Annotated in this window: 12 protein-coding genes; 4 read left to right on the forward strand and 8 right to left on the reverse strand. The window is 73.1% G+C overall.

Annotation, left to right across the window (positions count from 1 at the left end):
* Positions 1 to 148 precede the first annotated feature (148 nt).
* Positions 149 to 826 carry a hypothetical protein gene (locus ACY34I_RS30950; protein ID WP_462758639.1) on the reverse strand — a complete coding sequence of 226 codons (678 nt, stop codon included), beginning with the start codon at positions 824 to 826 and terminating at the stop codon, positions 149 to 151.
* A gap of 69 nt (positions 827 to 895) precedes the next feature.
* On the opposite strand from ACY34I_RS30950, the gene ACY34I_RS30955 reads away from it, so the two are divergent.
* Genes ACY34I_RS30955 through ACY34I_RS30965 form a run of 3 tightly spaced genes read left to right on the forward strand, consistent with a single transcriptional unit; the run spans position 896 to position 5,294 of the window.
* Positions 896 to 3,514: a valine--tRNA ligase gene (locus ACY34I_RS30955; RefSeq protein ID WP_462758641.1), complete on the forward strand. Its 2,619-nt coding sequence runs from the start codon at positions 896 to 898 to the stop codon at positions 3,512 to 3,514.
* Positions 3,511 to 4,845: a bifunctional folylpolyglutamate synthase/dihydrofolate synthase gene (locus tag ACY34I_RS30960; protein WP_462758643.1), complete on the forward strand. Its 1,335-nt coding sequence runs from the start codon at positions 3,511 to 3,513 to the stop codon at positions 4,843 to 4,845. The genes ACY34I_RS30955 and ACY34I_RS30960 overlap by 4 nt, the downstream gene beginning before the upstream one ends.
* Entirely contained in the window at positions 4,842 to 5,294 is a 453-nt protein-coding gene (locus tag ACY34I_RS30965) for a DUF4233 domain-containing protein (protein WP_462758645.1), read from the forward strand. Before ACY34I_RS30960 ends, ACY34I_RS30965 begins: the two co-directional genes overlap by 4 nt.
* Positions 5,295 to 5,348: 54 nt before the next feature.
* Here ACY34I_RS30965 and ACY34I_RS30970 read toward each other — a convergent pair whose 3' ends face one another.
* The gene (locus ACY34I_RS30970; protein ID WP_462758647.1) at positions 5,349 to 6,593 is read right to left on the reverse strand and encodes a VOC family protein; all 1,245 of its coding nucleotides are present in this window, start codon (positions 6,591 to 6,593) and stop codon (positions 5,349 to 5,351) included.
* Positions 6,594 to 6,735: 142 nt separating this feature from the next.
* Between ACY34I_RS30970 and ndk the strand changes: the two genes are divergently transcribed.
* A complete protein-coding gene (ndk, locus tag ACY34I_RS30975; RefSeq protein ID WP_148797377.1) occupies positions 6,736 to 7,161 on the forward strand; it encodes a nucleoside-diphosphate kinase in 426 nt (141 codons plus the stop codon).
* 52 nt (positions 7,162 to 7,213) lie between these two features.
* On the opposite strand, the gene sigJ is transcribed toward ndk, so the two are convergent.
* The 6 genes from sigJ to ACY34I_RS31005 all read right to left on the reverse strand — a co-directional run bounded on the left by sigJ (position 7,214) and on the right by ACY34I_RS31005 (position 12,483).
* Positions 7,214 to 8,101 (reverse strand): RNA polymerase sigma factor SigJ, encoded by an 888-nt coding sequence (gene sigJ, locus ACY34I_RS30980; protein ID WP_462758649.1) that lies wholly within the window; start codon positions 8,099 to 8,101, stop codon positions 7,214 to 7,216.
* Positions 8,098 to 8,538 (reverse strand): carboxymuconolactone decarboxylase family protein, encoded by a 441-nt coding sequence (locus ACY34I_RS30985; protein ID WP_462758651.1) that lies wholly within the window; start codon positions 8,536 to 8,538, stop codon positions 8,098 to 8,100. The genes sigJ and ACY34I_RS30985 overlap by 4 nt, the downstream gene beginning before the upstream one ends.
* 206 nt (positions 8,539 to 8,744) lie before the next feature.
* Entirely contained in the window at positions 8,745 to 9,533 is a 789-nt protein-coding gene (locus tag ACY34I_RS30990) for an ABC transporter permease (RefSeq protein ID WP_462758653.1), read from the reverse strand.
* A gap of 10 nt (positions 9,534 to 9,543) precedes the next feature.
* Positions 9,544 to 10,314, reverse strand: coding sequence for an ABC transporter permease (locus ACY34I_RS30995; RefSeq protein ID WP_462758655.1), 771 nt, complete (start codon positions 10,312 to 10,314; stop codon positions 9,544 to 9,546).
* Positions 10,311 to 11,321 (reverse strand): ABC transporter ATP-binding protein, encoded by a 1,011-nt coding sequence (locus ACY34I_RS31000; protein WP_462758657.1) that lies wholly within the window; start codon positions 11,319 to 11,321, stop codon positions 10,311 to 10,313. The genes ACY34I_RS30995 and ACY34I_RS31000 overlap by 4 nt, the downstream gene beginning before the upstream one ends.
* Before the next feature lie 139 nt (positions 11,322 to 11,460).
* On the reverse strand, positions 11,461 to 12,483 hold the full coding sequence (locus tag ACY34I_RS31005; RefSeq protein ID WP_462758659.1) for an ArsR family transcriptional regulator: 1,023 nt from the start codon (positions 12,481 to 12,483) through the stop codon (positions 11,461 to 11,463).
* Positions 12,484 to 12,588: the final 105 nt, after the last annotated feature.

Raw genomic sequence — 12,588 nt, forward strand, 5'->3', positions numbered from 1 at the left:
CCGCGTCTCCTTCTTTCTGAGGGCCGCCCCAGCAGGGTCGGCCCTCGACTGCGTTAGCGTCCAAGGCGACGCAATCAGGAAGCTCTTGGCTGCGCTTTCCTGGCCACCGGGCCGGCAGCCGCCGGCCGCCGGCGTGCCGGGACCCGGATCAGCGGCTCTGAATGCCCTCACGCAACTGACGGAACAGCACGGCGGAATCCGCCGCGGAACGGCCCGCGAACATCGCCATCACCACGCTGCCATGGTCGGCCCAGCCGCAGACCGCGAAATCGCCGCCCTCGCCGCCGGTCGTACCGCACTTCATCACGCCGCCCAGACGGCCCGCGTCCACCTCGTGCAGGCCGCTCACCTTGCCGGTCTCGTCGGCCATCAGCCCGAAGAGGGTGTCCAGGTCCCGCCCCGGCTGCCAGAGCAACGTGGTGCCACCGAACACGAGCACCGCCCGCTTCGCGTCGGCCGGGTCGCTGTAGACGGTGCCGAAGCTCCGGTCCAGGTCGATGTCGGCGGCGAGGCCGTTGCGGAGGTAGTCCGCGGTGGTGCGGGCGCCCTCGCTGTCGTCCCGGGTCAGCCCGGCGACCTTCACCGGCGTGGTCAACGTGGTGTCCTTCTGGTCCAGCACCCGCCAGCCGCCCACGCCGAGCGCCCCCAGACCGGCCAGCCCGACGACCAGCGCCGCGCCCAGCGCGACACGGCGCCGGCGCGAGACGGGGCGCCGTTCGGGCTCCAGCGCCGGGTCCCGGCGGCTCAGCTGGATCGGCTCGTCGGTCAGGTCGACCGGCTCGGGCCCGTCGTCGACCGGACGCTCGGTGAGATGTGCGTCGGACATGTCCGCCACCGTACGCGAACAAGAGGTGGCGCACGTCGGGTCTCCAGAAGCGCTCCGTAGACTTTCAGGGTGACCGAGAGACTGGATGCCCGACGCCCCGACGCCCCGACCCTTGCCGGCCAGTACCAGCCCGGTGAGGTAGAGCAGCGACGGTACGAGCAGTGGGTAGCCGCCGGCCACTTCCGGGCGTCGGCGGAGAGCGACAAGCCCCCCTTCACGATCGTGATCCCGCCGCCGAACGTCACCGGCTCGCTGCACATGGGCCACGCGTTCGAGCACACGCTGATGGACGCCCTCACCCGGCGCAAGAAGATGCAGGGCTTCGAGGCGCTCTGGCTGCCCGGCATGGACCACGCCGGCATCGCCACCCAGAACCTGGTCGAGCGGCAGCTCGCCGGCGAGGGCCTGTCCCGCCATGACCTGGGCCGGGAGAAGTTTGTCGAGCGGGTCTGGCAGTGGAAGGCGGAGTCCGGCGGCGCCATCCTGGGCCAGATGCGGCGGCTCGGCGACGCGGTCGACTGGGACCGCGAGCGCTTCACCATGGACGAGGGCCTGTCCCGGGCCGTGCAGACCATGTTCAAGAAGCTCTTCGACGCCGGCCTGATCTACCGGGCGAACCGGATCATCAACTGGTGCCCCCGCTGCCTCACCGCGCTGTCCGACATCGAGGTGGAGCACACCGACGACGAGGGCGAGCTGATCTCGATCCGTTACAGCGACGAGGTCGTGGTGGCCACCACCCGGGCGGAGACCATGCTCGGCGACACGGCGGTCGCGGTGCACCCGGAGGACGAGCGGTACCGGCACCTGATCGGCACCGAGGTGGCGCTGCCGCTCACCGACCGGCGGATCCCGATCGTCGCCGACGAGCACGTCGACCCCAGTTTCGGCACCGGCATGGTCAAGGTGACCCCGGCGCACGACCCCAACGACTTCGAGATCGGCCAGCGGCACGACCTGCCCTCGCTGACGATCATGGATGAGCGGGGCATCATCACGGCGCCCGGCCCGTTCCAGGGGCTCGACCGGTACGAGGCCCGCCCGGCGATCGTCGCCGCGCTGCGCGAGCAGGGCCTGATCGTGGCCGAGAAGCGGCCGTACGTGCACGCGGTGGGGCACTGCTCGCGGTGCAAGACCACGGTCGAGCCGCGACTGTCGCTGCAGTGGTTCGTCAACACCGCCCCGCTGGCCAAGGCCGCCGGCGACGCGGTGCGCGACGGCCGGGTGCGGATCGAGCCGGCGGAGCTGGCCAAGCGCTACTTCGCCTGGGTCGACAACATGCACGACTGGTGCATCTCCCGGCAGCTCTGGTGGGGCCACCGGATCCCCGTCTGGTACGGCCCGGACGGCGAGATCGTCTGTGTCGGCCCCGATGAGGCGCCGCCGACCGGCGAGGGCTGGCGGCAGGACGAGGACGTCCTGGACACCTGGTTCTCCAGCGGCCTGTGGCCGTTCTCCACGCTCGGCTGGCCGGAGCAGACCCCGGACCTGGCGAAGTTCTACCCGACCAGCGTGCTGGTCACCGGGTACGACATCCTCTTCTTCTGGGTCGCCCGGATGATGATGTTCGGCCTGTACGCGATGGACGGCGTGCCGCCGTTCGACGTCGTCGCGCTGCACGGCATGGTCCGGGATGAGCACGGCAAGAAGATGTCCAAGTCGTTCGGCAACGTGGTCGACCCGCTTGACTGGATCGACCGGTTCGGTGCCGACGCCACCCGGTTCACCCTGGCCCGGGGTGCCAATCCCGGTCAGGACGTGCCGGTCAGCGAGGAGTGGTGCCAGGGCTCGCGGAACTTCTGCAACAAGCTCTGGAACGCCACCCGGTTCGCCCTGTTGAACGGCGCGAACACCGAGGGGCCGCTGCCCCCGGCGAGCGAGCTGTCGACCGTCGACCGGTGGATCCTGTCCCGCCTGGCGCACGTGACCGCCGAGGTGGACGAGCAGTTCGAGGCGTACGAGTTCGCCAAGGTCTGCGACCTGCTGTACCACTTCGCCTGGGACGACGTCTGCGACTGGTACGTGGAACTCAGCAAGCCGGTGCTCGCGGAGGGCGGGCCGGCGGCCGACGCCACCCGCCGGGTGCTCGGGCATGTGCTGGACCAACTGCTGCGCCTGCTGCACCCGGTGATCCCGTTCGTCACCGACGAGCTGTGGAGCGCGCTGACCGGCGGGGAGACGGTGCTCACCGCGGCCTGGCCGGCGGCCGACCGTACCGGAGTCGACGACGCTGCGGAGAGCGAGGTCGGCACCCTGCAGCGGGTGGTGACCGAGATCCGGCGGTTCCGCTCCGACCAAGGGCTGCGGCCGACGCAGCGGGTGGCGGCCCGGCTCGACGGCCTCGGGCCGGCGGGCCTCGCCGCGCACGAGCCGCTGATCCGCTCGCTGGTCCGGCTGGACGCCCCCGGCGACGACTTCCAGGCCAGCGCCACCCTCGCCATGCCGGGCGAGGTCAGCGTCGCGCTGGACACCCGGGGCTCGATCGACGTGGCCGCCGAGCGGGCGCGGCTCACCAAGGACCGGGCGGCCGCCGAGAAGGAGGCCGCGCAGGCGCGGGGGAAGCTGGACAACCCGGCGTTCGTCGGCAAGGCGCCCGAGCCCGTGGTCGCCAAGATCCGTGAGCGGCTCGCGGTGGCCGAGGCGGATCTGGTCCGGATCGACGCCGCGCTGGAGGCGCTGCCCTCGTGACCGACCGTACGGAATTCGCCGCGGTGGAGGCCGCGCTCAACGAGCGCGGCTTCACCCGCATGCACTTCGAGCTGGAGAAGATCGAGTCCCTGCTCGACCTGCTCGGCAGCCCGCAGCGTGCGTACCCGTCGATCCACCTGACCGGGACGAACGGCAAGACCTCCACGGCCCGGATGATCGACTCGCTGCTGCGGGCGTTCGGCCTGCACACCGGCCGCTACACCAGCCCGCACCTGGAGACCGTCCGGGAGCGGATCAGCCTGGACGGGGAGCCGGTCAGCGAGGAGCGCTTCGTCGCCACGTACCGGGAGGTGGCGCCGCTGGCCGAGCTGGTCGACCAGCGCTTCGACGAGTCGCTGACCTACTTCGATATGACCACGGCGCTGGCGTTCGCCACGTTCGCCGACGCGCCGGTCGACGTCGCGGTGGTGGAGGTGGGGCTCGGCGGCGCCGAGGACGCGACCAACGTGATCCAGGCCGGGGTGGCGGTGCTCACCCCGATCGGGCTGGACCACACCGAGTGGCTCGGCGACACCATCGAGGACATCGCGCTGCACAAGGCGGGCATCATCCACAAGGGCGCCACGGTGGTCGCGGCGGCGCAGGAGGAGGAGGCCGCCCGGCCGATCCTAGAGCGCTGCGCCGAGGTCGGCGCCACCATCGCCCGCGAGGGCTCCGAGTTCGGGGTGCTGCGCCGGGCGGTGGCGGTCGGCGGTCAGGTGCTCACCATCCAGGGCCTCGGCGGGGTGTACGAGGAGATCTTCATCCCGCTGCACGGCGCGCACCAGGCGCAGAACGCGGCCGTCGCGCTCGCCGCGGTCGAGGCGTTCCTCGGGGCGGGAGCGAAGCGGCAGCTCGACATCGAGGCCGTCCGGGAGGGCTTCGCCGCGGCCAGCTCGCCGGGGCGGCTGGAGAAGGTGCGTACCGCCCCGACGATCCTGCTCGACGGCGCGCACAATCCGCACGGGATGGCCGCCACGGTCACCGCGTTGCAGGAGGAGTTCGCGTTCAGCAAGCTGGTCGGCGTGCTCGCCGTGCTCGGCGACAAGGACGCGGCCAGCCTGCTGGAGCTGCTCGAACCGGTGCTCGACTCGATCGTCGTCGCCCGCAACAGCTCGCCCCGGGCGATGCCGGCCGACGAGCTGGCCGCGCTGGCCCGGGAGGTCTTCGGGCCGGACCGGGTGCAGGTCGCCGAGGAGATGCCGGACGCCATCGAGGCAGCCGTCGCCGAGGCCGAATCCGACGTGCCGGGCGAGCTGGCCGGGGTCGGCGTGCTGATCACGGGATCGGTGGTGACTGTGGCCGACGCCCGCCGGCTGCTCAAGCGATGAGCGGGCCGGTGGAGGAGCGCCCCAGCGCCGAAGGCCCGCCGGCCGGTGGCCCGGACGACGGCGCGCCGGTCGGCGGCCCAGGGGACGGCGCGCCGGTCGGCCCGGGGGAGCGGCGATCCGGGTTGCGGAACCCGGACAAGGCCGTCCGCGGGCTCGGCGCCGGGACGCTGGCCCTGGAGGCGCTGGTGCTGCTGCTGGCCATCCAGCCGATCCGGGTGGTCGGCGGGCACCTCAGCGGCGCCGCCGTCGGGGCGATCGTGGCGCTGGCGGTGGCCTGCGTGGTGCTGGCCGGGCAGATGAAGCGGTCGTGGGCCTGGCACGCCGGGACGGTGCTCCAGGGCTTGTTGATGCTGTCCGGGCTGCTGCACTGGTCACTGCTCGTGCTGGGGGTCATCTTCGCCCTGGTCTGGGCGTACGCGCTGCACGTCCGGCGGGTCATCCTCGGCTGAGCCGTACCAGGGGTGCGGAGGGGCCTTCGCGCGTTGGCCGGAGGCCCGCCCCTTTCAGGCGTCGGCGAGGGTGCGCCATTGGGTGAGGGCGACGCCGTGCCCGTCCGGGTCGCGGAAGGCCGCGGCCCACACCTCCAGCTTGGTGCCCCGGTTGACCACCCGCGGGGCGTACGTGAAGCGGACGCCGGATCCGCGCAGCCGCTCGTACGCGGCCTGGATGTCGTCGACCTCCAGGTTGACGTGGACCAGCCGGCGGCTGACCGGCGCGGCCCCGGTCACCTGGCGCAGCACCAGTCGGTTCGCCCCGGAGGAGAGGACGGCGTTGCCGGTGCCCCGGTCCAGCTCGTCGAAGCCGAGCCGCTGGTAGAAGTCGAGCGACCGGTCCAGGTCGGTGACGAGCAGCGTGATCCCGACCCCGCTGATCGGCGTGGCCAGCTCGGCGGGCTCGTCGCCGGTCGGCCCGAAGATGGCCTCGTCCAGCTCCTCCGGGGTCGGCGGCGCGTCCGCGGCCGGCTCGTCCAGCGGCACGTCGATCGGGTCGACCGGCACCGTGTCGAACCGCTCCTCGGCGGGCGGGCGCGGGGCCGGGGTGGCCCGGCGGGGGAGCGAGCCGCCGGTCGTCGCCTCGACGAACTGGCCCTCCAGCACCACCGGGCCGCCCGGGCGCTGGTGCACCACCACCGGCTCGCGCTGCTCCGGCGGCCCGGTGACGTCGTCGAGGAGCGGGTCCGATGCGGGCGGGAGATCGTCGCGGAAGTCGTCCTCCGGGCGGTCCACCCACGGCGGGGCCTCCTGCGCGATCAGCACCTCCTCGACCGGATCGGGGCCGGCGTACTCGGGCGGCAGGTCGGCGACCGCGGCGGCCGTCTCGGCGTGGGTGGGCACCTCGTCCCACAGCACGCGCACGTGCCGCTGGTCGTCGAGGGCGACCCGGACCGGCAGGGCCTGGCCCAGGGACGGCCACTTGGCGACCGGGACCCGCGGCTCGATGATCTTCTTGGACCGGGGCGGCAGCCCGGGCGCGTCGATCACCAGCTGGAGTTCGCAGCGGCCGAACGAGTACTGGGTCGGCGGCTCGGAGGCGCTGTGCACGTGGCCGAGGCCGACCACCCAGGTGCGCCCGCCGCCGCGTACGGTGGCGAGGGCGATCGCCAGCACGAGCAGGGCGACGCCGAGCGCCACGATGGCCCAGCTCGTCATGCCCAGCCCGAACAGCACGATGAAGGTCGCCACGGTGCCCAGCACCGCGCCGATCAGCTTGCGCACCGGCGCGATGGGTCGGTTCCCGCCATTCGCCACAGTGGACCTCCCGGGGTCTAGGGCCAGGCTAGGCCGTGTCGGCGACCGGGGGAAAGAGCGGCCGCCGCGTCGGCGCCGGGACCGGGTCGCTACGCTGACCGTACCCAGCCCGACCCGCTTCCGCGCACAGGAGGAACCCAGCGTGTCCAGCAGCAGCCCGGACGAGCGCACGCTCGTACTGATCAAGCCCGACGCGGTGCGCCGCGGTCTGGTGGGCGAGATCCTCGGCCGTTTCGAGCGCAAGGGCCTGCGGATCGACGCGCTGATCTCCCGGACGATGGACGGCGACTTCGCCGACCAGCACTACGCCGAGCACGTCGACAAGCCGTTCTACCCGCCGTTGAAGGCGTTCATGATCGGTGGCCCGCTGGTGGCCCTGGTGCTCTCCGGCGACCAGGTGATCGAGGTGGTGCGCGGGATGATCGGCAGCACGGACGGTCGCAAGGCCGCCGCCGGCACCATCCGCGGCGACTTCTCCCTCTCCAACCGGGAGAACCTGGTGCACGCCTCCGACTCGGTCGACAGTGCCAAGCGGGAGATCGCCCTCTGGTTCCCCGAGCTGGGCTGACGTCCTCGCCGACGGCCCCGTCCCGCACCGGGACCGGGGCCGTCGGGCGTGTTCAGCCGGGCACGCGGGCCAGCTTGTCGGGGTTGCCGACCAGGTAGACGCCGGTGATCCGGCCGTCGGCGGCGGCCACCGCGAGGGTGTAGCGGACCCCGGTCGGCCAGCGCAGCAGCAGCGCCGGCGCGCCGTTCAGCTCGACCCGTGACGCCGTGACGCCGGGGCGGCGGCGGCCGTAGACGCCGGCGAAGAAGCGGGCGATCCGGTCCGCGCCGCAGACCGGGTTGCGCGCCGCGCGGACCCGGCCACCCCCGTCGGACCAGGCGGTGGCGTCGGCGGCGACCAGGTCGGTCAGCCGGGCCAGGTCGCCGTCGCGGGCCGCGGCCAGGAACGCGTCCAGCAGCCGTCGCTGCTCGGTCGGCCCGGCGGTGAACCGTCGCCGGTCGTCGGCGATCCGGGCCACGGCCCGGTGGTGCAGTTGCCGGCAGTCCGCCGCCGACCGGTCCAGCAGGTCGGCGATCTCGGCGTACGGCAGGGCGAACGCGGTGTGCAGCACGTACACGGCCCGCTCCGGTGGGGTGAGCCGTTCCAGCAGGTGCAGCACCGCGGTGGAGAGCGTGTCCCGCTGCTCGACCGTGTCCAGCGGCCCGAACGGGCCACCCGCGCCGGTGGGCACCGGCTCGGGCAGCCACGGGCCGACGTACGTCTCGCGGGCCGCCTGCCGGGCGCGCAGCCGGTCCAGCGCCAGCCGGGTCACCACGCGCGACAGGTAGCGGCGCGGCTCGGCGATCGACTCCCGGTCGACGTCCAGCCAGCGCAGGTACGCCTCCTGCAGCACGTCCTCGGCGTCGTGCAGGCTGCCCAGCAGCCGGTACGCCAGGCCGAGCAGCATCGGCCGGTGCGCGGTGAGCGCACCGGCCGCCTCCGCTGCCCCGGTGGTGGTCACACCTCGAGCGGCGGCTCGTTCCGGGTGCTCACCGAGATTCGGTTCCACACGTTGATTGTGGCGATCGCGACGAGCAGGTCGGCCAGTTCCTTCTCCGACCAGACCTTCGCCGCGGCGTCCCACACCTCGTCCGGCACGCCGTGCTCGCCGAGCCGGGTGACCGCGTCGGTCAGCGCCAGCGCGGTCCGCTCCCGCTCGTCGAAGAACGGCGCGTCCCGCCACGCGGCGACGGCGAACAGCCGCCGGCTGGACTCGCCGGCGGCGAGCGCGTCCCGGCTGTGCATGTCCACGCAGAACGCGCAGCCGTTGAGCATCGACGCTCGCAGCTTCACCAGCTCCAGCACGGTGTGGTCCAGGTTCGCCTGGACGTACTTCTCCAGCCCGAGCACCGCCTGGTACGCCCCCGGCGCCACCGCCGCCATGTTGATCCGACTCATTTCGGCCTCCCTCGGTTCGGCTTTCCACGCGTACGACGGTGGGCGGGCCCGACGGTGTGACAGCCGGGGGCTGTGATCGCCGTCATGCGACCGTCACCCACCCGCCGTCACGCGCCTCGCCCGTGTTGGTCATGGGGTTGACGGCGATGTGGATCTCCAAAGGCACCGCCGACCTCATGATCAACCGGCGGGGGCGGGGAGGGCGGTTACATGGTGTCGAGGGAGGCGCGGTGGCGGGATTCGGCCTCGAACAGTTTGAGCAGCAGGGCGGCGAGCAGCGCGTACCCGAGGCCGACGCCGACTTCGGCGGCGAGCGAGGGCAGCGCGGCGGCGAAGCCCTCGCCGGCGACCAGCCGACGGGCGGCCGCTGCGGCGTGGGTGATCGGCAGCGCCTGGCCCACCGCGCGCATCCAGCCGGGCAGTCCCTCGGCGGGGACGTTGACCCCGGTGAGCAGGAGCAGCAGCGCCACCGAGACGTTGGAGACCACCCAGACGTCCCGGAACCGCAGCCCCAGCGCGCCCAGGGTGAGGCCGAAGAAGCCGCAGGACAGCGAGGCCACCGCCAGGGTCGCCAGCAGGGCCGGCAGGGCGTCCGGCGGCATCCGCAGGCCGAGCAGGAGCGAGCCCACGGTCAGCGTGCTGACCGCGATGAGCAGGCCGTTCCCGGCGTACGGGAGGACCCGGCCGAGGAAGACCGCGGTGCGGCTGCGTGGCGAGAGCAGCACGTGCCCGAGGGTGCCGAAGCGTCGCTCGTTGGCGACCGCCATGGTGCCGCCGAAGACGCAGGAGAGCGAGGCGGCGAGCACCGCGTTGCCGACGATGTAGAACCGGTCGTCGGCGACCCCGAGCTGCCGCCCCAGATAGGCGAAGAAGAGCAGCTGGAAGATCGGGCCGACCAGCAGCGAGCCGATGAACATCGCCGGGGTGGTCCAGTTGAACAGGGCCCGGTAGGCGATCACGCCGCCTGTGCCGATCAGCCGGAAGAATGCCGTCATCGTCTTCCTCTCAGGCCAGCGCGAGGGTCGCCGCGGCGCGGGCCCGTCGCTCGACGTAGGTCATCATCAGCGCGCCGGTGATCAGGCAGCCGAGGCTGATCGCCAGGCAGATGCCGAGGGACGGCCACACCGGTCCGCCGCTGGCCGCCTCGTGGACCGCCCGGGCGCCCCAGGTGGTGGGCAGCGCCGCGGCGATCGGGCCGGTCCAGCCGGGCAGCACGGTGAGCGGCACCAGCATCCCGGAGACCAGCCAGATCGGGTACTCCAGGGTGTTGGTCAGCGCGTTCGCGTTGCGCATGAGCACGAACGTGGCGGCGAGCAGCAGGCCGAACATGCCCAGCCCGAGCACGCAGCCGGGGACTGCCAGCAGGAAGAGCAGCGGGTGTGCGAAGTCCAGCGGGACGCCGTACAGCAGCCGGCCCCAGAGCAGGGTGGCGAGCATGGCGTACGTGCCGGTGACCGCGGTGGCCAGCGTGATCGGGAAGATCATCAGCGCGGGCGGGCGCGGCGCCAGCATGATCATCTCCAGCGTGCCCTGCCAGCGTTGGTTCTGGATGGCGCCGCCGGAGCCGAAGAGCACCGACGACCAGACGCCCATCAGTCCGGCGCCGACGGCGGCCTCCAGCAGCCGGCCCGGCTCGCCGCCGGCCCGGAACAGGTACACGGCCAGGGTGGCCTGCACCACCGGCACGATCAGCGCGGTGGCGATCTCGAACGGGGAGCGGCTCAGCTGTTTGGTGTGCAGCAGCGCCCCCACCCCGATCATGCGGAGCAGCTTCACGCCGCCACCGCCTCGAGCGGGCGGGACGGCGCGGCGACCCGGTTGACGATCGCCACGTACGCGTCCTCGAGGGTGGGCTGGCGGGCGCTGACCCGGCCCAGCCGGACCCCGTCCAGCGCGCGGAGCACGTCCGCCTGCACGTCCACCCCCGCGTCGGACTGCACGGTCAGCACCTGGGCCGCCCCGGCGACGGTCACGCTCGCCTCGCGTACGCCGGGCAGGGTGTGGATCGTGGCGAGCTGGGCGTCGGTCACCCCGTACGCCTCGACCTCCAGCACCTGCCGGCCGTCGGCGTGGCGCCGCAGCTCGGCCGGGGTGCCGAGGGCCTGGATGGTGCCGCTGGCGATGACCGCGATCCGGTCGCAGAGCTCGTCCGCCTCGGCCATGTAGTGCGTGGTCAGCAGCACGGTGGTGCCGGTGGCCGCCAGGTCGGCGACCGTCTGCCGCAGCTCCCGGGCGGCCACCGGGTCCACCCCGATCGACGGCTCGTCGAGGAAGAGCACCTTCGGCCGGTGCAGCAGGCCGCGGGCGATGTGCAGCCGCTGCCGCATGCCCCGGGAGTAGCCCTCCACCCGCTCGTTCTCCCGGCCGTCGAGCCGGACCAGCTCGAGCAGTTCGGCGATGCGCCGCTTCTGCTCCCGCCCCGGCACGCCGTACAGCTCGGCGAAGTAGCGCAGGTTGTCCCGGGCGGAGAGCCGCTCGTAGAGGCCCCGGTCGCCGCCGAAGACGTACCCGATCCGCCGGCGTACCTCCCGGGTCTCGGTGACCACGTCGTGGCCGCAGATCCGGGCGGTGCCGGCGGTCGGGATGAGCAGCGTGTTCAGCAGCTTGATGGTGGTGGTCTTGCCGGCGCCGTTCGGTCCGAGCAGGCCGAACAGCTCCCCGTTGCCGACCGTCAGGTCGACGCCGCGGACCGCCTCAACCTCCCGGCGCTGGGGTCGTAACCATCCCGTTCGGCTGCGGTAGGTGCGGCGCAGTCCGGCCGCCTCGATCGCGTGCTCGCTCATGCCGGTCCTCCGCTTCGCTCCGGGCCGTCATGAGGGTCGGCCGCGCTGAGCCGGATGATTCGCTCGGTTCGTTCGCTCATTCGGCGAATCTAGGAACGCCGGGGCGGGCGGGGAAACGAATTCGGCGCTCGCCGAATCCTCAGGCGGAGGCGGTCGCCGGGTCGGCGCCGATCAGGGTGACCAGGGACAGGCCGGCCGGTTCCAGTCCGTACAGCACGCGCCGGCCGACCCGGCGGCGGTGCACTACCCCGGCGGTGAGCAGCGCGGCGAGGTGCTCGGAGACGGTGCTCGGGGCGAGCCCGAGGGTGGCGGCGAGCCCGGCCGTGGTGGCCGGCCGGGTCAGTGCCCGCAGCACCTGGGCCCGGCCCCGGCCCAGGAGGATCGCCAGCCGGTCGGTTCCGGTGCCCGCTGGCGGTGCGTCGGCGGCCGGCCGGTCCGCCAGCAGGACCGCGCCCCGGGCCTGGTAGGAGACGGCGATGACCTCGGGGTGGTCGGTGGAGTGGGTCAGCGCGCCCCGGGAGAAGATCAGCGGGATCAGCAGCAGCCGCTGGTCGGATACGACGAAGCGCCGCTCGGACGGCTTGACCAGGGTCAGCACGGGCTTCTCCCAGCGCACCCGCTCGTGCAGGTCGGCCAGGAGCGCGTCCGGGCCGTCGGCGGCCAGCGCCCGCGCGCGGTGCAGCACCTCCTCGTCCAGCGCCGCGCGCATGGCCGGCCACCAGGGCGCGATCGCCGCGTCCCAGTACGTCTGGAGGCCGTCGGCGAGCCGGTCCAGCGCGGTCTGCCGCTCGGTGACGAACGGGCGCAGCCAGTCCGGCAGGTCGTCGAGGCGGTGGTAGCGGGGGATCTGCTCGGCGATCACCTCGGCCGGGGTGGCGCGCAGCGCCGCCAGCTCCTCCTCGATGGTCGGACTCGCGCTCGGCGGCACCGGGCCGAGGAAATCCGGGTACCACGGGCCGGTGCGGGAGTAGAGCTTTACCGGAGCCGTCTCAGGAAGCTTGGCGAGCACCCGGTGGGCGTGTCGGGCCCAGCTGGTGTACGGCCAGGGTGCCTCGTCCCGGTAACGGTCGAGCAGGTAGAGGCTGCACTTGGTCTCCCAGAGCGGGCTGGTCGCGATCCGGGTACGGGTCAGCGTGGGCTCGTCCAACTCGATCCGGATCACCGCGTCAGCGTAGCCGGGGCGGCGACCGCGGTGATCGAGTCGACCCGGGCCGATACTCGGGGGCGGAGCGCCGGCCCGGTCGAGTACGCTTGTCGGACACAGGCG

The organism is Micromonospora sp. RTBAU3-60 (genome assembly GCF_054963695.1).

Excerpts from the sequence above, each read along its gene's own strand:
- ACY34I_RS30950 (WP_462758639.1), bottom strand. The coding sequence starts at position 826 with ATGTCCGACGCACATCTCACCGAGCGTCCGGTCGACGACGGGCCCGAG.
- ACY34I_RS30965 (WP_462758645.1), top strand. The coding sequence starts at position 4,842 with ATGAGCGGGCCGGTGGAGGAGCGCCCCAGCGCCGAAGGCCCGCCGGCC.
- ACY34I_RS30985 (WP_462758651.1), bottom strand. The coding sequence starts at position 8,538 with ATGAGTCGGATCAACATGGCGGCGGTGGCGCCGGGGGCGTACCAGGCG.
- ACY34I_RS30990 (WP_462758653.1), bottom strand. The coding sequence starts at position 9,533 with ATGACGGCATTCTTCCGGCTGATCGGCACAGGCGGCGTGATCGCCTAC.
- ACY34I_RS31000 (WP_462758657.1), bottom strand. The coding sequence starts at position 11,321 with ATGAGCGAGCACGCGATCGAGGCGGCCGGACTGCGCCGCACCTACCGC.